Annotated in this window: 15 protein-coding genes; 14 read left to right on the top strand and 1 reads right to left on the bottom strand. The window is 58.0% G+C overall.

From position 1 onward, the window contains the following. Positions 1-17: 17 nt before the first annotated feature. From ACXAD0_RS16230 to lpxC, 12 genes are all read left to right on the top strand, one after another. The gene (locus tag ACXAD0_RS16230) at positions 18-1775 is read left to right on the top strand and encodes a peptidoglycan D,D-transpeptidase FtsI family protein (protein WP_475089687.1); all 1758 of its coding nucleotides are present in this window, start codon (positions 18-20) and stop codon (positions 1773-1775) included. Beyond that, on the top strand, positions 1772-3271 hold the full coding sequence (locus tag ACXAD0_RS16225) for a UDP-N-acetylmuramoyl-L-alanyl-D-glutamate--2,6-diaminopimelate ligase (RefSeq protein ID WP_475089686.1): 1500 nt from the start codon (positions 1772-1774) through the stop codon (positions 3269-3271). Before ACXAD0_RS16230 ends, ACXAD0_RS16225 begins: the two co-directional genes overlap by 4 nt. Continuing rightward, entirely contained in the window at positions 3268-4653 is a 1386-nt protein-coding gene (locus ACXAD0_RS16220) for a UDP-N-acetylmuramoyl-tripeptide--D-alanyl-D-alanine ligase (protein WP_475089685.1), read from the top strand. The genes ACXAD0_RS16225 and ACXAD0_RS16220 overlap by 4 nt, the downstream gene beginning before the upstream one ends. Beyond that, a complete protein-coding gene (gene mraY, locus ACXAD0_RS16215; protein ID WP_475089683.1) occupies positions 4653-5738 on the top strand; it encodes a phospho-N-acetylmuramoyl-pentapeptide-transferase in 1086 nt (361 codons plus the stop codon). Before ACXAD0_RS16220 ends, mraY begins: the two co-directional genes overlap by 1 nt. An 11-nt stretch (positions 5739-5749) precedes the next feature. Beyond that, positions 5750-7138: a UDP-N-acetylmuramoyl-L-alanine--D-glutamate ligase gene (gene murD / locus ACXAD0_RS16210; protein WP_475089681.1), complete on the top strand. Its 1389-nt coding sequence runs from the start codon at positions 5750-5752 to the stop codon at positions 7136-7138. Continuing rightward, positions 7135-8370 carry a putative lipid II flippase FtsW gene (gene ftsW / locus ACXAD0_RS16205; RefSeq protein WP_475089680.1) on the top strand — a complete coding sequence of 412 codons (1236 nt, stop codon included), beginning with the start codon at positions 7135-7137 and terminating at the stop codon, positions 8368-8370. Before murD ends, ftsW begins: the two co-directional genes overlap by 4 nt. Then, positions 8370-9464 carry an undecaprenyldiphospho-muramoylpentapeptide beta-N-acetylglucosaminyltransferase gene (murG, locus tag ACXAD0_RS16200; RefSeq protein WP_475090408.1) on the top strand — a complete coding sequence of 365 codons (1095 nt, stop codon included), beginning with the start codon at positions 8370-8372 and terminating at the stop codon, positions 9462-9464. The genes ftsW and murG overlap by 1 nt, the downstream gene beginning before the upstream one ends. A 13-nt stretch (positions 9465-9477) precedes the next feature. After that, on the top strand, positions 9478-10935 hold the full coding sequence (murC, locus tag ACXAD0_RS16195; protein ID WP_475089679.1) for a UDP-N-acetylmuramate--L-alanine ligase: 1458 nt from the start codon (positions 9478-9480) through the stop codon (positions 10933-10935). Beyond that, entirely contained in the window at positions 10877-11794 is a 918-nt protein-coding gene (locus ACXAD0_RS16190; RefSeq protein WP_475089678.1) for a cell division protein FtsQ/DivIB, read from the top strand. Before murC ends, ACXAD0_RS16190 begins: the two co-directional genes overlap by 59 nt. Before the next feature lie 108 nt (positions 11795-11902). After that, complete coding sequence (ftsA, locus tag ACXAD0_RS16185; protein ID WP_475089677.1) at positions 11903-13138, top strand: cell division protein FtsA; 1236 nt, start codon at positions 11903-11905, stop codon at positions 13136-13138. Between the two features lie 83 nt (positions 13139-13221). Beyond that, on the top strand, positions 13222-14415 hold the full coding sequence (gene ftsZ, locus ACXAD0_RS16180; protein ID WP_475089676.1) for a cell division protein FtsZ: 1194 nt from the start codon (positions 13222-13224) through the stop codon (positions 14413-14415). Positions 14416-14706: 291 nt separating this feature from the next. After that, entirely contained in the window at positions 14707-15621 is a 915-nt protein-coding gene (gene lpxC, locus ACXAD0_RS16175; RefSeq protein WP_475089675.1) for a UDP-3-O-acyl-N-acetylglucosamine deacetylase, read from the top strand. 93 nt (positions 15622-15714) lie between these two features. On the opposite strand, the gene ACXAD0_RS16170 is transcribed toward lpxC, so the two are convergent. Next, entirely contained in the window at positions 15715-15852 is a 138-nt protein-coding gene (locus ACXAD0_RS16170) for a hypothetical protein (RefSeq protein WP_475089674.1), read from the bottom strand. 69 nt (positions 15853-15921) lie between these two features. Between ACXAD0_RS16170 and ACXAD0_RS16165 the strand changes: the two genes are divergently transcribed. Further along, positions 15922-16860 (top strand): M23 family metallopeptidase, encoded by a 939-nt coding sequence (locus ACXAD0_RS16165; protein ID WP_475089673.1) that lies wholly within the window; start codon positions 15922-15924, stop codon positions 16858-16860. Positions 16861-17021: 161 nt separating this feature from the next. Then, the gene (gene secA, locus ACXAD0_RS16160) at positions 17022-19766 is read left to right on the top strand and encodes a preprotein translocase subunit SecA (protein WP_475089672.1); all 2745 of its coding nucleotides are present in this window, start codon (positions 17022-17024) and stop codon (positions 19764-19766) included. The last annotated feature ends 72 nt before the right edge of the window (positions 19767-19838 follow it).

The raw sequence follows: 19838 nt of genomic DNA, 5'->3' as shown, positions 1-19838 counted from the left end.
CGTACAGGGACAATGGGATGGGTGCTGTAAAGAAGCAGCCGACACAGTTGGGGATTGCCCGCTGGCGCTTTGCGCTGGTGGCAGTGCTGCTGTGCCTGCTCGCTTTTGCCCTCGTGTTTCACCTGGCGCGTTTGCAGGTCTTGCCTGAAACGGAGCGCGGCTACCAGTTTCTGCAGGATCAGGGACGCGCACGCACCATCCGTACCGAAGAAATAGCCGCGTATCGCGGCGCCATTGTTGATCGTAACGGCGAGCTGTTGGCGGTCAGTACGCCGGTGCATAGCTTGTGGGCGAATCCTCAATTGCTCAAGCAGGCCTCTGCGGGTGAATTGCGCTCCCTTGCGTCTGCACTCGAAACCTCACCGAAGAAACTCGCTCAGCGGTTGGAAAAATACCGCAATAAAGAGTTTATGTACCTGCGCCGTCATCAGACCCCTGAGCAGGCTGGCCAGGTGCTGGCGTTGGATGTTGCCGGGGTCTACAGCAAGAAGGAATATCGTCGCTTCTATCCCGCGGGTGAAGTTGTCGCGCAATTGCTTGGCTTCACCAATATCGATGACCGGGGCCAGGAAGGGCTCGAGCTCGCCTACAACGACTGGTTGACCGGAGAGCCGGGGCAGCAACAGGTGGTGAAGGACCTGAAGGGTCGTACGGTGCAGGATCTCGCGACACAGCGCGAGGCGCGCCCGGGAAGGGACCTGAAACTCACCATCGATATGCGCCTGCAATACCTCGCCTACCGTGAGCTGAAGCGCGCCGTGGCAGAAAATGAAGCGGCCTCCGGCTTTATGGTGATCCTGGATACGCATACCGGTGAAGTACTGGCGATGGCCAATCAGCCTTCGTTCAACCCGAATAATCGCGCCGGGGTTGGCGCGGCGGCAATGCGGAACCGTGCCTTGATCGATCAGTTTGAGCCGGGTTCAACCGTGAAGCCGCTGACTGCGCTGGCCGCCCTCGAGAGCGGTCTCTATCAGCCAAACACCCCGATTAGCACCAGTCCGGGCTATATCCGTTTGCCGGGTAAAACGTTGGTGGATCCGGTGAATTACGGTCAGCTGGATTTGACCAGCGTGATTACCAAATCGAGCCAGGTGGGTATCACCAAGGTGGCGATGGATCTGGAGCCAGATTCCTTGCGCGAACTGTTTTATCGACTTGGCCTCGGAGAGGCGGTGGGTAGCGGCTTCCCCGGTGAAGCGGCGGGGATTCTTCCCAGCCGCAGTCGATGGCACCCGATCGAACTAGCCAACTTTGCCTTCGGCTACGGTTTAACAGTTAACGGTGTTCAGTTGGCGCAGGCCTACAGTGTACTCGCCAATGCCGGGCTCAAGCGCCCGGTTTCCCTCGTTTTGGATGGTAGTAAACGCGCTGCGCCCGAACGGGTCGTGGAGGCGCCGCTGGCGGGTCAGGTCACCGATATGCTGGAGACCGTCATTGGCAGCAAGGGTACTGGTAAACGCGCTGGGGTAGAGGGTTATCGCGTCGCTGGAAAAACCGGCACCGTGCATAAGGTCGGCAGCGAAGGGTATGTGGATAACCGCTACCGCTCGGTATTTGCGGGCTTTATCCCTGCTGATCGCCCGCGGCTGGCCGCGGTGGTTGTGGTTGATGATCCCCGTCGTGCCAAGTACTACGGCGGTGAGGTAGCGGCACCGGTGTTCGGTGCGGTGATGAGTGGTGCCATGCGTCTGTTGCAGGTGCCGCCGGAAAATATTGCGCCTGCTGATCAGCAGTTGGCTGTGCAGTTGAGCGAGAGAGGTAGCAAATCGTGAGTCAGCGCAAAGTTTCCATTCAGCAGTTGGTACCGGGCTATGCCGGTATTCCTGACGTTGAGGTTTCCGGCGTGTGTCTCGATAGTCGCAAGCTGGTCGCGGGCGACATGTTTATGGCGCTGCGTGGCACTGTGGTAGATGGACGCGAATTCATCGATACCGCCATTGAGAATGGTGCGGCTGCGGTGTTGGCAGATAGCGACAAGCTGTCTACTGAAACCCGCAAGGGTGTGGCAGTAGTGGCGGTGCCCGGGCTTGCCAAAAGAGTTGGCGAAATCGCGGCGCGCTTTTATGGCCACCCCACCGAGTCCATGTATCTGGTGGGTGTGACCGGTACCAATGGTAAGTCCACGTGTGCCTATCTGGCCACGCAGTTGCTGGCGCACCATTTTGGCAGTGCTTCGGTGATGGGCACCATCGGCAACGGCATCTGGAAAGGTGGGGATGTCACTCTTCAGGATACCGGCCTGACCACGGCCGACCCGGTGCGACTGCAGGCAGACTATGCCGAATTTTTCGCTGAAGGTGCGCGCGCTGGCGCGATGGAAGTTTCGTCTCATGCGCTTGCCCAGGGGCGAGTGCACGGACTGGTCTTCGACACCGCGATCTTCACCAACTTGTCGCGCGACCATCTCGACTATCACGGCAACATGGCGGCTTACGGTGCGGCCAAGGAAAAGCTGTTTGGGCTGCCGAAACTAAAGCGCGGCGTCATTAATATCGATGATCCATTTGGTGCGCAATTGGCGGAGCGGTGCCGCCTGCGCGGATTGCGAGTGATCACCTACGGATTGCAATCCGGGGACCTGCACGTCAACGACCTGCGTCGCCATGAAACCGGATTTACCGTTCAGCTGAATACGCCCTGGGGTAGCGGGGAGCTGAATGCCCCCTTGATTGGTGATTTCAACATCTACAACGCGCTGGCAGTAGTTGCAGCGGTGGCTGCGGCAGGCATGCCACTTGAGCGTATTCTCGAGGTCTTTCCCGAGATTCGCGCGGTGCCCGGGCGGATGGAGAGAGTGGGCGAGGTCAGCGAGGAAGTGGGCGTGCTGGTTGACTACGCGCACACCCCCGAAGCATTGCGTGCAGCGCTGGCGGCGGCACGTCCCTATTGCCGCGGCAACCTCTGGTGCGTGTTTGGTTGTGGTGGTGATCGCGATACCGGCAAGCGTGCGCCAATGGGGCGCATCGCTTCTGAAATGGCGGACCATGCCATTGTCACCAGTGACAATCCGCGCAGCGAAGATCCCCAGAAAATCATTGACGACGTGCTCGAGGGTGCGGCCAGTACCATCGAGGTAGAGCCCGATCGTGCGGTGGCGATTCATCGCGCGGTTACCTCTGCCGAGCCCGGCGATATTGTCCTGATTGCCGGCAAGGGGCACGAGGATTACCAGATCATTGGTAATGAAAAACTGCATTTCTGTGATCGCGAGCATGCACAGCAGGCGTTGCGGGCCAGAGATGATGCGGACAGGGAGGATGACAAGTGATCAGCCCGTTAAATCTGCAGGCGCTGTATGAACGTTTCGGCGGCGAGCTTTTGAATGGCTTGGTGACCTTTGACCGTGTGTGTACCGATACGCGCAAGTTGGACGAAGACGCGCTGTTCGTTGCTCTGGTCGGCGAGAGCTTCGATGCCCATGACTTTGCCGGAGAGCTCGAGGGTAAAGTGCTGGGTCTGGTGGTGCAGCGTCCTGTCGAGGGGAGCAGCATGCCCCAGTGGGTGGTACCGGACACTACGGTAGCGCTCGGGCAGATTGGTCTTTTGTGTCGCGAGCAGTTTGAAGGTCCTGTGATTGGCATCACTGGCTCCTGTGGCAAAACCACTGTCAAAGGTTTGCTGTCAGCGATTTTTTCCCAGCGACATACGCCCTGTGTGACTCAGGGCAATCTCAACAACCAGTTTGGCGTGCCTATGACGCTGTTCGGACTGGAGTCGCGTCATGATGTGCTGATCCTGGAGATGGGCGCCAACGGACCGAACGATATCGGATATTTGTGTGGTATCGGCAAGCCGAAAGTGACGGCAGTCAACAATGTGCGACCGGCGCATGTAGAGGGTTTCGGTTCGGTCGATGGCATCGCTGCAGCCAAGGGCCAAATCTACACCAGCCTCGAGCCGGGTGGCTGCGCGGTAGTGAATGCGGATGATAACTACGCGGAGTACTGGCTTGAGAATATGCCCGAGGGCATCAATGTGTCCCGGGTGGGTTTGGGTAGCGATTGCGATATCAGTGCAACCAATATTTCGGTTAATCAGCATGGATGTCCGGCTTTTGACCTGGTGATAGAAGGAATTGCACATCCAGTGCAGTTGCGCCTGCTGGGTGAGCATAACGTGCACAACGCGCTGGTTGCGTCCGGATGTGCATTTGCCGCTGGAATTCCCGCGGCTGAGATTGCAGCAGGCCTCTGTGCAGCCGTTGGCGTTGCCGGGCGTCTTCAGGTAATAGCAGGGCGTCGCGGCGCAACGATTATCGATGACAGCTATAACGCCAACCCCGGGTCGGTGGCCGCGGCGATCGAGCTGCTTTCCCAGCGTGAGGGTCGCAAGGTTTTGGTGTTGGGGGATATGGCTGAGCTCGGTCCTGATGCAGAAAAAATGCATCGTGAAATGGGTGAGTTGGCATTGGAGAAGGGCGTCGACCAGCTCTTTACGGCAGGCCCGCTGGGTATGGCCGCGAGTGTGGCCTTTGCCAAAGGCCAGGATCGGACCTTACACAACTATACAGAGCGCGAGCAATTGATTGCCGCGCTGGATCATGAAATGCAGATCGGCACGACCGTGCTGGTCAAAGGTTCCCGCAGCGCACGGATGGAGTTGGTGGCGCAGGCGCTGGAAGCGTCGGGAATCAATGAGGGGAATGGCTAATGCTACTTTGGCTGGCTGAATTACTACAACAGCATGTGAGCACCTTTTCGGTGTTCAACTACCTGACCGTACGCGCGATTCTGGGCGCATTGACTGCACTTGGCATTTCGCTGCTGGTTGGGCCGCGCATGATCACCTGGCTGAATCAGCTGCAGGTGGGGCAGGCGGTTCGGGATGATGGCCCGCAGACGCACTTGAGCAAGTCAGGCACCCCGACCATGGGGGGTACGTTGATCCTTGCCTCGATTTTTTCCTCGGCATTGCTTTGGTCCGACCTTTCCAATCGCTACGTGTGGGTCACCCTGATCGTAACCTTTATTTTTGGTGCGGTAGGCTTTGTCGATGATTACAAGAAAGTGGTGGAGAAAAATCCACGTGGGCTAATCGCGCGCTGGAAATACTTCTGGCAGTCGATCGCCGGGTTGGGCGCTGCAGTGTATCTCTATATGAGTGCCACCAGTCCGGCAGAGACCCAGTTTTTTGTGCCTTTCTTCAAGGATGTCGTGTTTGATCTCGGCCCGGTGTTCTTTATCGTGCTGACGTATTTCGTGATCGTCGGCACCAGTAACGCGGTGAATCTGACCGATGGTCTCGATGGTCTGGCAATTATGCCCACAGTGCTGGTGGGTGCGGCGCTGGGTGTCATCGCCTATCTGGTGGGGCACGTGGAGTTTGCCACTTACCTGCATATTCCTTCCATCAATGGGGCCGGGGAGCTTGCCGTATTCTGTGCAGCACTGGGTGGCGCCGGACTGGGCTTCCTCTGGTTTAACACCTACCCCGCACAAGTCTTCATGGGGGACGTGGGCGCACTGGCGCTGGGGGCAGCGCTCGGCATTATCGCGGTCATCACCCGCCATGAGATCGTACTGTTCATTATGGGCGGCGTCTTCGTGATGGAGACCGTTTCGGTGATCTTGCAGGTGGCCTCCTTCAAGCTGACTGGAAAGCGCATTTTTCGCATGGCGCCCCTGCATCATCACTTTGAATTGAAAGGCTGGCCGGAGCCGCGGGTGATCGTGCGCTTCTGGATTATTACCGTGGTACTGGTCCTGTTGGGCCTCGCCACCTTGAAACTGCGTTGATGGCTGAATAAATGACCCTGATCGCAACATCGGAAAGAAAAGTCGTTGTCGGCATGGGCGCTACCGGGATATCGGTAGTGCGCTTCCTGCTGCGCGAAGGTTCTGTCCCCGTTGTGGTCGACAGTCGTGAAGCCCCTCCCGCACTGGAAACGTTCCGGAAGGACTTTCCTGAGGTCGCGGTCGAGACCGGCGAACTGAATCCGGAGACCTTGCTGGCGGCCAGTGAAATCATCCTCAGTCCGGGAGTTGCCCTGAGCGAGCCGGCGCTGCGCGCCGCGGCGGAAGCCGGGATCCCGATTGTGGGTGATATCGAATTGTTTGCGCGGCAGCTCAACGGGCTGGAAGTGCCACCAAAGATTGTTGCGATCACCGGCTCCAATGGCAAAAGCACCGTAACAACACTGGTTGGTGAGATGGCGCAGCGCGCCGGTGTCGATGTCCAGGTCGGCGGCAATATTGGCATCCCTGTACTCGACATGCTCACCAAGGCATTGCCGGAACTATATGTGCTGGAGCTTTCCAGTTTCCAGCTGGAGACCACTTTCACTCTGGCGCCAACGGTGGCAACCATCCTCAATATGAGTGCGGATCATATGGACCGCTATGCCGGGATGGCGGATTACCATCGCGCCAAGCAGCGTGTCTACCGCCACGCCCAGCAGTTTGTCATTAACCGTGCGGATCCCCTGACCCGGGGCCCGCTTGCACGGGAGCATATTGAGTGGAGTTTCGGCCTGGATCGGCCGGACCTGCGACAGTTTGGTCTTGTGCAGATTGGTGGTCAGGCCATGCTGGCGCAGGGTACGGAGGCTTTGCTACCGGTGTCAGAGCTCGGCATGGTCGGTCGGCACAATGTTGCCAACGCCCTGGCTGCGTTGGCGCTGGGGAATGCAGTGGGTCTGCCGATGGCATCAATGCTCGCAGCCCTGCGGGAATTTAATGGGCTCTCGCATCGCTGTGAGCGTGTCGCGGATATCGATAGAGTCACCTTTGTGAACGATTCGAAGGGGACCAATGTCGGGGCCACCGGTGCCGCCCTTGAGGGGTTGGCAGATGCGCAGCGGAAAATTGTCCTGATCGCTGGAGGTGACGGGAAAGGCGCAGATTTCTCACCCCTTGCAAAGTCGGCAAATGCCCTGCGTGGTCTGGTTGCCATTGGTGTTGATGGTGACAAGGTCGCCTCTGTGTTCGGGGGCGAAACGCCTGTCGCACGCGCAGAGACGATGACAGAGGCCGTAGCCTCAGCGAAGGCCATGGCGCGGCCAGGCGATTACGTCCTGTTGTCTCCCGCCTGCGCGAGCTTTGATATGTATCGTAACTTTGAAGCGCGCGGCGAAGATTTTTGCAAGGCGGTAGCCGAGCTGCAGACGCAGGCATCACAAGTCGGGGGTGCGCAATGAGCGAAAAGCATACCCCGGCACTGTCGCAACAGTTTGATGCCAATTGGGTGTTGCCATTCTGCGTGCTGGCGCTCGCCAGCATCGGCGTCGTGATGGTGGCTTCTGCTTCGATTGCCTACGCTGCCGACCTTTATGGAGACCCGTGGTATTTCCTCAAGCGTCACCTGGTGTTCTTGGTGCTCGGCGCGATCGTGGCGCTGGTGGTCAGCCAGATTCCGCTATCGGTGTGGTCACGTCTGTCCTGGCCCTTGTTGCTGTTTGCCACGTTGCTGCTGCTGGTGGTCCTCGTGCCGGGAATTGGCCGAGAAGTGAATGGCAGTCGCCGTTGGCTGGTGTTCGGACCGATCACGGTGCAGCCGGCGGAAGTGGCGAAGTTTTGTTTGCTGGTGTTTTTTGCCAGCTTTCTGACCCGGCGTAATCGCGAGCTGCGTCATTGGAGTAGTTTCATGATCCCGGTATTCATCCTGGGATCAGTCGCGCTGCTGTTACTTGCGCAGCCGGATTTCGGGTCTGTTGTGGTGATTTCCGGCACCGTGCTGGCGATGGTTTTCCTGGCTGGTGCGCGATTGCCGCATACCTTCACGCTCGTCGGGCTGGCCGCGAGCGCATTGGCGCTCATGGCACTTTTGAGTCCATACCGTTTACAGCGGCTGACAACGTTTCTCGATCCCTGGGGGGATCAGTTTGCGAGTGGCTACCAGTTGACCCAATCGCTTATCGCGTTTGGTCGTGGAGAATGGTTTGGCGTGGGCCTGGGGAACAGCGTGCAGAAGCTGTTTTATCTCCCGGAAGCGCATACAGACTTTATTTTCGCGATTCTTTCCGAAGAGTGGGGCATGGTCGGCGGATTGTTGGTGATCGGACTGTTTGTCGCGCTTAGCTGGGCATTGTTGCGACTGGTGCGCTTGGCGCTTTCGCGTCAGGAATTTTTTGCGGCACTGCTGGTTTTCGGTATCGCCGTGCTATTTGCTGGCCAGGCCTTCGTGAATATGGGTGTGGCATCGGGGCTGCTCCCGACCAAAGGGTTGACGTTGCCGTTTGTCAGTTCAGGTGGCAGTAGCCTGGTGGTGTGTTGTGGCCTGTTCGCCCTGGCGTTACGTGTGCAAATTGAGATGCAGAGTGCAGATTCGCGCAAAAGCGGTCGCTCCGAGAGTGGCAAGTCACGCGTTAAGAAGTTACCCATTTTTAATCCGAGCCAGCTGGGCGACGGACCGAAAGAGGAGGCCGCGTGATGATGTCTGACGAGCAGGCCTTCGCAGGCAAGAAGTTTTTGGTGATGGCCGGCGGTACCGGGGGGCATGTGTTTCCGGCTCTGGCCGTTGCGCGGGCCCTGATTGCCGCCGGTGCGGAGGTTGAGTGGCTCGGTACTGCGCGTGGTATCGAAGCGCAGCTGATCCCGGAAGCGGGCATTCCGCTCAACTTTATTACCGTGGAAGGCATTCGCGGAAAAGGCAAGCTGGCGCTGTTGAAAGCCCCCTTGCAGATCAGTCAGGCAGTCTGGCAAGCGCGCAGTGTGATTAGCAAGGTGCGGCCCGATGGCGTGCTGGGCTTTGGTGGTTTTGCGACGGGCCCTGGCGGTGTCGCTGCAAAGCTGGCCCGCGTGCCGTTGATTATCCATGAGCAAAATGCCGTCGCCGGGACAACCAATCGCCTGTTGGCAAAGATCGCCGATCGTGTTCTCGAAGCCTTTCGCAGTGGTTTGCCCCGTGCTGAACAGGTCGGTAATCCGGTCCGTGAAGAGATTGCCCAATTGCCGGATCCCGCTGAAAGGATTGGCGCTACGCGTCCGCTGCGCCTTCTGGTGCTCGGCGGCAGTCTCGGAGCGGTAGCGATTAATGAGCTGGTGCCACGCGCCGTCGCTGCGCTGCCCGAGCAGCTTCGGCCGCAGATTGTGCATCAGGCTGGCCAGCGGCACCTGGAGCTGGCGCAGGCTGCCTATAAGCAGGCTGGCATTGAAGCAGAAGTGGTGCCGTTTATCGGCGATATGGCATTGGCTTATGGGCAGGCTGATCTGCTTGTATGTCGCGCGGGTGCGTTGACCGTATCTGAGGTCGCAGCTGCTGGCGTGGGGGCCCTGATGGTGCCATTCCCATTTGCGATTGATGATCACCAGACAAAGAACGCCGAATGGCTGCAGTCGGCGGGCGGCGCACAGGTGTTTCCGCAGGACACGTTGACGCCGGAAGCTTTGGCCGCAACGTTGGCGGACCTGTTTGGACAGCCAGACAAATTACTGGCGATGGCGGAAGCCGCACGTGCAGTTGCGACCACAGATGCAACCACACGGGTATTGCAGGTTTGCGCTGAAGAAGTGAATAAGCGATGAGGTGGTATTGGGTATGACGATAAAAAAAGAAATGGTAGCAGACGTATTTAGTGTGCCGACCATGCGTCGTATTCGCCGTATCCACTTTATTGGTATTGGCGGCGCTGGCATGAGTGGCATCGCTGAAGTCCTGCACAACCAGGGATATGAAGTGTCCGGCTCCGACCTCAAAGAGTCGCGGGTGACCAAGCGCTTACGGGACCTGGGTGTGAAAATTTTTATTGGGCACACCGCCGATAATATCCGCGGAGTGGATGTGGTGGTGAACTCGTCGGCGATTTACGGGGATAACCCGGAGCTGACCGCAGCACGGGAAAACCGTATCCCGGTTGTGCGCAGGGCAGAAATGCTCGGCGAGCTGATGCGGTATCGCTACGGCATTGCGGTGGCGGGTACCCATGGCAAGACGACTACGACCAGCTTGATCTCCTCGATCTTTGCGGCGGACAAGAAAGACCCCACTTTTGTGATTGGTGGGCTGGTCAACGCTGCGGGAACCAATGCGGCGTTGGGTGAGAGTCGCTACCTGATTGCAGAAGCCGACGAGAGCGATGCCTCGTTTATTCATCTGCAACCGATGGTGACTGTGATCACCAATATCGACGCTGATCACATGGAAACCTACGGAGGCGATTTCGAGAAGGTAAAACAGATCTTTGTCGATTTCGTCCATAACCTGCCGTTTTATGGCCTGGCAGTGGTATGCGGTGATGACGTGCATGTGCAGGAAGTGATTCCGAAGTTTTCGCGTCCGGTCGCAACCTACGGTTTCGAGGAAGGCAATGACTTCCGGATTTTGGATGTGAAACAGGAGCCGCTGTGCAGTCACTTCAGTGTGCACCGGCCAGATGGCAGTGTGTTGGATGTCACGGTGAACACGCCTGGCATCCATAACGTACTCAATGCCACTGCGGCAATTGCCGTGGCGACGGATGAGGGGATTGGAGACGAGGCCATTAAAGCGGGCCTCGCTGGTTTCCAGGGGGTAGGGCGACGCTTCCAGATTTTTGGAAGTTACTCGGTGAGTGACGAGTCCGACGCTGAGAAAGTGATGCTGGTGGATGATTATGGGCACCACCCACGGGAAGTGGCGGCAACCATCCAGACGGTGCGCGACGGCTGGCCTGATCGTCGACTGGTGATGATCTATCAGCCGCATCGATACACCCGCACGCGGGATTTGTTCGAGGACTTTGTACAAGTGTTGTCGCAGGTCGACAAACTCATCTTGCTGGATGTGTACAGTGCGGGTGAAGCCCCTATACCCGGGGCGGACGGTCGAACCCTGGCGCGCAGTTTGCGCAATCGCGGCCAGGTGGATCCGATTTTTGTAGAAACGGTGGAGCAGGTTCCGCCGTTGGTGGCCGACCTGGTCGAGCCGGGCGATATCGTGTTGACCCAGGGGGCGGGCAATGTGGGTGCGCTGGCGCAACAGCTTGCTGCCTGGCGTCTCGGTGATAGCGAACAGTGATCCAGTGGCCGTGAAGGAAAAGAAAGCGGGTAAAACGCCGGTTTCCGGTAAGAAAAAGAAATCGGGCAAGCGCAACCAGAGCGTCGCCCGTGGTGCCAGCGCGAAGCGCAGGGCCGAGCCTGCAGAAAGCAGTGGCTTACTGCGTACGTTGGCGCTGGTACTGCTTATGACCTCGACGGTTGGCGGTCTGGCTTTTGGTGCGATCTGGTTATGGCAGCGTGCGCCGGTAGAGGCGCTGGCCAGGGTGGATGCGCTGGATCAGGTCAAGGTGCAGGCGCCTTTTGCAGCGGTTTCGCAGGAGGAACTCGAGAACCTGATGTTGCCGTTTCTGGGCGGAGGTTTTTTCGGCCTGGACATTCAGGGGATGCGATCGGCATTGCTCGCGCATCCCTGGATCACGGCGGCGAGCGTCAGTCGCCGCTGGCCCAGAGGTGTTGAGGTTACCGTCGAGGAGGCGCGTCCTCTGGCGGTGTGGGGCGGGGAGCGTTTGCTGGTTGCAAGCGGCGAGCTGTTGCCACGACCGCCGGGCTTGCAGGCTGGCAGGCTGCCGGAGCTTGCGGGAGACGACGAACTGGTAGAGCGGATCATGACGCAGTACCAGGCTCTGGCAAGGCTGCTGACGTCGCGGGATATGGAGGTGCGAAGACTTTCCTTCGACGATCTGGCGGGGTGGCATCTGGAACTGGTGTCAGGGATTGAGCTTCACCTGGGGCATGACGAGTTGTTGGAGCGGGTAAACCGCTTCCTGAATTTGAGCCGGGGGGTCTTGGCTCCACATCTGGGCAAGGTTGCCCGGGTTGACGCACGGTACAGCAATGCATTGGCTGTACGCTGGAAGGAAAACGAAGAAGCAAAATAGAGCTGGCAGATTTGTCAGCCAAAGAGATAACAGTAAAAGCGATAGCTGGAATCTGGTCCGTTATTCCCAATGCGGACTGGAAGAAAGTTAAGCAAGGTTGGTACAAAAATGACGCAAGCATCCGACAACCGAATGATTGTTGGCCTGGATATCGGGACATCCAAGGTGGTGGCCATTGTTGGCGAAGTCGACGCCGAGGGTGGGTTGAACATCGTCGGCATTGGATCCCATAAGTCCACCGGCATGAAGCGCGGTGTGGTGGTGAATATCGAGTCCACTGTGCAGTCGATTCAGCGAGCAGTTGAGGAAGCTGAATTGATGGCGGGATGCGAGATTCACTCGGTCTATGCAGGCATTGCCGGTAGTCATATTCGCAGCTTGAACTCCCACGGCATCGTGGCGATCAAGGATCGCGAAGTGACCCAGCAAGACCTGGATCGGGTCATCGATGCGGCGCGCGCGGTAGCCATCCCTGCTGACCAGAAAATTCTGCACACCCTGCCACAGGAATATCTCATCGATAACCAGGAAGGCGTGAAGGAGCCGCTGGGAATGTCTGGCGTGCGCCTGGAGGCGAAAGTACATCTCGTCAGCGGCGCAGTGAATGCGGCACAGAATATTGAGAAATGTATCCGTCGCTGTGGCCTCGAAGTGGAGGACATCATCCTCGAACAGTTGGCTTCCAGCTACGCGGTACTGACAGACGACGAGAAAGAGCTCGGGGTCTGCATGGTAGATATCGGCGGAGGGACTACAGATATCGCGGTTTTTACCGGTGGTTCGATTCGCCATACCGGAGTAATTCCAATCGCCGGGGATCAGGTCACGAATGATATTGCGATGGCACTGCGCACACCGACGCCTCATGCGGAAGAGCTGAAGATCAAGTATGCCTGCGCTCTGGCAAAGCTGGCGCGCGAAGGCGAGACCATCAAGGTGCCGAGTGTGGGTGACCGTGCGCCGCGCGATCTTTCCCGTCAGGCACTGGCAGAGGTGGTTGAGCCGCGTTACGACGAGCTGTTTACGCTGGTACAGGCGGAGCTGCGCCGCAGCGGATTTGAGGATCTTTGTGCGGCTGGCGTTGTGTTGACCGGAGGCTCCTCGAAGATGGAAGGCGCGGTCGAACTCGCGGAAGAAATTTTCCATATGCCAGTGCGTCTCGCGGTGCCGCAGGGGGTATCGGGTCTGACCGATATTGTGAGCAATCCGATCTATTCCACCGGTGTTGGTCTGTTGATGCATGCCATGCAGCAGGAAGACACTCAGCGTGGGGGCAAGCGTCCAGCGAGCAATGACAATCAGTGGTGGGACAAGGTCAAACACTGGTTCCGCGGCAACCTGTAAAAAATAGCGGCGGGTCGCGGAGGCGACCAGCTGTACTAGGGATCGAAAACAAAAATTGACATGAGCAAAAAAGGGGAACAGTAATGTTCGAACTCGTTGATAGCGTACAGGATAAGCCTGTAATCAAAGTGATCGGTGTCGGCGGCGGTGGGGGTAATGCCGTCAAGCACATGATCGCGAGTGAAGTGGACGGTGTGGATTTCATCTGCGCCAACACCGATGCACAGGCGCTGAAAGATGTAGAGGCGCGCACCATCCTTCAGTTGGGTAACACCATTACCCGTGGTCTCGGCGCTGGCGCCAACCCGGATGTTGGTCGTCAGTCCGCTCTGGAAGATCGCGATCGTATCGCCGAAGTTTTGCAGGGTGCCGATATGGTGTTCATCACTGCGGGCATGGGTGGCGGTACTGGCACCGGTGGAGCGCCGATCGTCGCGGAGATTGCCAAGGATCTCGGCATCCTGACGGTCGCGGTGGTTACCCGCCCGTTCAAGCTCGAAGGCAAGAAGCGTTCGGTGGTGGCGGAAGAGGGTATTCTGGAGCTCCGCGACAAGGTCGACTCCCTGATTACGATCCCCAATGATCGCCTGATCGAAGTATTGGGTGGCAAGATCACCATGAAGGCCGCCTATAAGGAAGCCGACAACGTATTGCTGGGTGCGGTTCAGGGCATTGCGGACCTGATGATCCGCCCGGGAATCATGAACGTAGACTTCGCCGATGTACGTACCGTGATGTCCGAGATGGGTATGGCCATGATGGGCTCTGGTGCTGCCGTTGGCGAGAACCGCGCGCGTGAAGCGGCTGAGAAAGCTGTTCGCAGTCCGCTGCTGGATAACGTCAACCTGCAGGGTGCCCGCGGTATTCTGGTGAATATCATCACCGGAAGTGAGGAGGCTGGCTGCCAGGAACTGACACTGGGTGAGTACTCCGAAGTGGCAGAGATTGTGCAGGAGATTGCTTCTGATGATGCCACGGTAGTGATTGGCACTGCGGTGGACGACAAGCTGGGTGACGAAATGCGGGTAACCGTTGTCGCGGCCGGTCTCGGTGACGTAGCGGAGCAGGCGGCGCGACCGAAAAAGGTCGTCGACAATACCCTGCGCAAGGACGCACGCGAAGTCCCGCCGGCGCCGGCCCCGACGCCGACTCGGGAAGCACCGGAAGCTCGCTCACTGGAGACGGAGCGTCCGAAGCGCACGGCTGCCTCCCTGGGAATGGCCGATGATATGGAATACCTCGATATTCCGGCCTTCCTGCGCCGCCAGGCAGACTAGCGGGAAAGTGATCCCGCAGGGCCCCCTGCTCATGTCCGCCCGGCCCTCGGGCCGGGCAGGGGCCCGGTGGGATCGCTGCATTCGGTTCGCCCGTGGGTAAGCAAGGCGTCTTATGGCGTCCCGGTCGTCGCCCCGCGATCACTGGACTATTCTGATAGTTAGGGCTGACTAACCAGCCCGGGAAAATGCTGTGACTGCTGCCCCAGCTGTAGTTTTGGCGTTATTTTTTTGCTATCCTTGCCGGCTCGCTTTGGCACAAGTGCCGTTTACTTAACGGGAAAAAACCGATACATGATCAAGCAGCGTACTCTCAAAAATGCTATTCGCGCCACGGGCGTGGGCCTGCACACCGGTAAAAAGGTAGTGCTGACCCTGAAACCGGCTCCGGTTGATAGTGGCATTGTGTTCCGTCGCGTAGACCTCGACCCGGTAGTCGAGATCGAGGCGCGTGCAGAGAACGTCGGTGACACCCTGTTGTCCACCACGCTGGTTAAAGGCGATGTGCGTGTGGCAACCGTCGAGCACCTGCTGTCCGCGATGGCGGGACTGGGTATCGACAACGCGATTGTCGAGCTGAGCGCTCAGGAAGTCCCGATCATGGACGGAAGCGCTGGCCCGTTTGTATTCCTGATCCAGTCTGCGGGTATTCAGGAGCAGTCTGCGCCGAAGAAGTTCCTGCGCATCAAGCGTCCGGTCACCGTGGAAGAAGGCGACAAGGTCGCGAGCTTCCTGCCGTTTAACGGCTTCAAGGTGTCCTTCACCATTGATTTTGACCATCCGGTATTCCAGGGACGCAACCTGTCGTCTTCTGTGGATTTCTCCAGCACCTCCTTCGTAAAAGAAGTGAGCCGTGCGCGTACTTTCGGCTTTATGCACGAAATTGAGTACCTGCGCTCCAAAGGCCTGGTGCAAGGTGGTAGCGTCGATAACGCGATTGTGATCGACCAGTATCGCATCCTTAACGAAGGCGGCCTGCGCTACGAGGATGAGTTCGTTAAGCACAAGATTCTCGATGCCATCGGTGACCTGTACCTGCTGGGTACCAGCGTGATCGGTGAGTTCAAGGCGTTCAAATCTGGTCATGCTTTGAACAACAAGTCCCTGCGTACACTGATGGCGCAGGAAGATGCCTGGGAAATGGTCACGTTTGAGGGAGAGCAGGAAGAAGCACCGATCTCCTACGTGAAGCCAATCCTGGCAGTCTGATTAGACAAATTTTGCAAAGCCGGCATGGAAATTGCCGGCTTTTTACTGTGTGCCAGGGGCATTTATGTGCCGGTGCACAGTTTTGATGGTTGGTCAGTGGTACTGTGGATGCAGTGCACCGGAATACTTGGCCAGCCGGTAGCCATTGGAAGGCGTGGAAACAGTCGTCATGACATTGATGCCATTTGTGGTGGCACTGTTTCGTATAGCAGCATGCAGGGGTGCATGCACGCGGACGTTCCGCGACCAGCGTGATCACAAGTAAAACCTATAACGTATTGCGATCCAGACACGCCTGATATGAAAATTATTCTCATCAGTGAGCGCGGGGCCACAACCCGCAGTTTCCGTTTTGGCGGACTCAGCCGTGCATTGCTGGGGCTGTGCCTCATCGGTATGCCAGTTGGCGCATTCCTTGCCGGCACCTCTATCACTGGCTCAGATTCTGACGTCATCGACTCCCGTACTGCCAAGGCCTGGGGAAAGGCGCTGCGTAAACAGCAGGAGCAGATCGACGAGGCGGATAAACAGGCGCGCGAGAAACTTGCGGCCATGACCGTAAAGCTTGCGGAAATGCAGGCCCGTCTGACCCGCCTGGATGCGCTGGGCGAGCGTCTCACCAGTGTCGCGAATCTCGACGAAGGCGAATTCCAGTTTGGTAGTTCCCCCGCCCTGGGTGGTCCGGAAGACCCCGGTATCGCGGGTGCGGCAGAATTGCCTTATCAGGCGCCGGATCTTTTGGAGGCCATCGAAGGGCTGTCCCATCAGGTGGAAGATCGCCAGATGCAGCTTGAGACCCTCGAAGGGTTGCTGGCGAAGCGAGAGCTTGCCGATGCCCAGTTTATTGCGGGGCGCCCCATCTCCCGCGGCTGGATGTCTTCTCGTTATGGCTATCGCACCGACCCGTTCAGCGGGCGCCGTTCCTGGCATAAAGGTGTCGATTTTGCCGGCAAGATGGGCTCCGATGTTGTGTCGGTGGCCGCTGGCGTCGTGACCTGGGCAGATGATCGCTACGGCTACGGCCAGCTGGTGGAAATCAACCACGGTAACGGGTACAAGACCCGCTACGGTCACAACAGCAAGCTCAAGGTCAAAGTCGGTGACGTGGTCAAGCGCGGCCAGGTGATCGCAGAGATGGGGTCCAGTGGTCGTTCGACCGGTCCTCATGTGCATTTTGAAGTCTACAAGCATAATCGGGCAGTAGACCCCGCTTCATACATCCGCCGCACAGGCAGATAACAACTATCCTTTCATACTGCCGAGCTCTGGCCTCCGAGGGAGTTGCCAGCGCTGGCGCCTTCCTGTTTACTTGCACCCCTTACTGAATCCCGGTACGGGGTTGCACGTAGCCCCCGGCCTGACTGGCCGGCACTGCATATTGATTGAGTGGTTCCTGAATAATGATTGGCAAACTGATAAAAGCGGTCTTTGGATCGAAAAACGACCGCGAACTGAAGCGCATGCGCCGCGCTGTGGCGAAGATCAATGCGCTCGAAGAAGACTATAGCCAGCTAGATGATGCGGCCCTGAAGGCCAAAACGGATGAGTTCAAACAGCGCCTGGCACAGGGGGAGACCCTCAACCAGCTGCTCCCGGAGGCCTTTGCTGCGGTTCGAGAAGCCGGTAAGCGTACCCTCGGCCTGCGTCATTTTGACGTTCAGTTGATTGGCGGCATGACCCTGCACGAGGGCCGCATTGCCGAAATGCGCACCGGTGAAGGTAAAACCCTGGTTGCGACCCTGCCGGCCTACCTGAATGCCCTCGAAGGCAAGGGCGTTCATATTGTGACGGTCAACGACTATCTGGCCAGTCGCGACGCCAACTGGATGCGTCCGGTATATGAGTTCCTGGGGCTGAGCGTGGGGGTTATCGTGTCCCAGCAGCACCCGGATGACAAAAAAGACGCCTATCAGGCCGATATTACCTACGGTACCAACAACGAGTTTGGTTTTGACTACCTGCGCGACAATATGGTCCTGCGCAAGGAAGACCGTACCCAGCGTCCACAGCACTTTGCCATTGTCGATGAGGTGGACTCCATCCTGATCGATGAGGCGCGCACCCCGCTGATTATCTCCGGTGCAGCGGAAAACTCCTCTGAACTTTATATGGCGATGAATAAGCTCGTCCCGCGCCTGGAGCGTGCGGAAGAGGGCGCAGAAGGCCATTACACGGTGGACGAGAAAACCCGTCAGGTGGAACTCAACGAAGAAGGGCATCAGCTGGTCGAGGAGTTGCTGTCACGCAACGGTTTCCTCAAGAACGAGGATTCTCTCTACGCGCCGTCCAACCTAGGGTTGCTCCACCATGTTCACGCCGCCCTGCGTGCGCATGTGCTGTTTAACCGGGATGTGGATTACATCGTCCAGAACGGCCAGGTGGTGCTGATCGATGAGCATACAGGCCGGACCATGCCGGGCCGTCGCCTGTCCGAAGGCCTGCACCAGGCGCTCGAAGCGAAAGAGGGTGTACAGATCCAGAGCGAGAGCCAGACCCTGGCCTCCACCACCTTCCAGAACCTGTTCCGTTTCTATCCGACACTGTCTGGTATGACCGGTACAGCGGACACCGAAGCATTCGAGTTCCGCCAGATCTATGGTCTCGACGTCGTGGTGATTCCCACCAACCGGGAGATCCAGCGTCAGGACCTGAATGACCTCGTCTATCTCACCAAAGACGAGAAGATGGAAGCCATCATCGAAGACATCAAGTACTGCCGTGACAAGCAGGCGCCGATTCTCGTAGGTACCGCTTCTATCGAAACGTCGGAAGAGATGTCCAAACTCCTGGCCAAGGCGAATATCAAGCACCAGGTGCTGAATGCCAAATACCACGAGAAAGAAGCCCAGATTATTGCTCAGGCCGGCCGTCCCGGCACCGTGACCATTGCCACCAATATGGCCGGTCGAGGTACCGATATCGTGCTTGGCGGCAACTGGGAAGCAGAGATCAATGCGCTGCACGAAAAGAAAGGTGAAGCGCCCACCGAAGCCGAGATCGAGCAGATCAAGGCGGATTGGCAGCAGCGCCATGACACCGTGATTGAAGCGGGTGGCCTGCACATTATCGGTACCGAGCGCCACGAATCCCGCCGTATCGATAACCAGCTGCGTGGTCGCGCCGGTCGTCAGGGTGATCCCGGGGTAACCCGATTCTACCTGTCTCTCGAAGACAGCCTGATGCGAATTTTTGCCTCTGATCGGGTCAAGAATTTCATGCAAATGCTGGGCATGGAGCGCGGCGAAGCCATCGAGCACCGCATGGTGTCCAACGCCATCGAGAAAGCGCAGCGCCGCGTCGAGGGTCGCAACTTCGATATTCGTAAGCAGCTGCTGGAATATGATGATGTGGCCAACGACCAGCGTCAGGTGATTTACGGCCAGCGCAATGAGCTGCTCGAAGCCGAAGACATCACCGACACCGTTACCGCCATTCGCGATGACGTAGTAAACGGTATGATTTCTGCGTTCGTTCCCCCGCAAAGTGTTGAAGAGCAGTGGGATATCCCCGGGCTTGAGAAACAGTTGGCGAGCGAGATTGCCCTGGAGTTGCCGCTTCAGCAGTGGCTCGAGGAAGACAGCACCCTGCATGAAGAAAGCTTGCGGGAAAAAATCGTCACTGCCGCCCAGGATGCCTACGACGCGAAAGTTGTTCGTATTGGCGAGAGTACTGGCGACGCCAACATGATGGCGAACATCGAGCGCCAGGTCATGTTGCAGGTTCTGGACCAGTTGTGGAAAGAACATCTATCGAGCATGGATCACCTGCGTGCCGGTATCGGACTGCGCGCTTACGCGAACAAGAACCCGAAACAGGAGTTCAAACGCGAGTCTTTCCACTTGTTCCAGAGCCTGCTGGATAGTCTCAAGCATGACGTGATCCGTATGCTGGCGCATGTGGAGCCGATGACCCGTGAGCAAATTGAGGAAATGGAGCGCCAGCGCCTGGAAGCCCAGCGTCGTCAGCAGCTCGAGCTGCAGCATGCGCAAGCTTCCGCCATGCCCGAAGCCGAAGGTGAGCCCGCACCAGCGGAACCGCAGCGACGCGGTCCCAAGGTGGGTCGCAACGAGCCGTGTCCTTGCGGCAGTGGCAAAAAGTACAAGAATTGCCACGGCAAACTGACCTCTTCTGCGTCTGCGCCATAAATCCCAATATGACGCCCCTGCCTTTGGTGGGGGCGTTGTCTGCCCGAGCCATCCGGGCTGCGCCTTTTACAC

The organism is Microbulbifer sp. ABF4_148, assembly GCF_056158985.1.
Note: the sequence above shows the minus strand (reverse complement) of the source record. Positions and strands in the feature narration are given on the sequence as shown.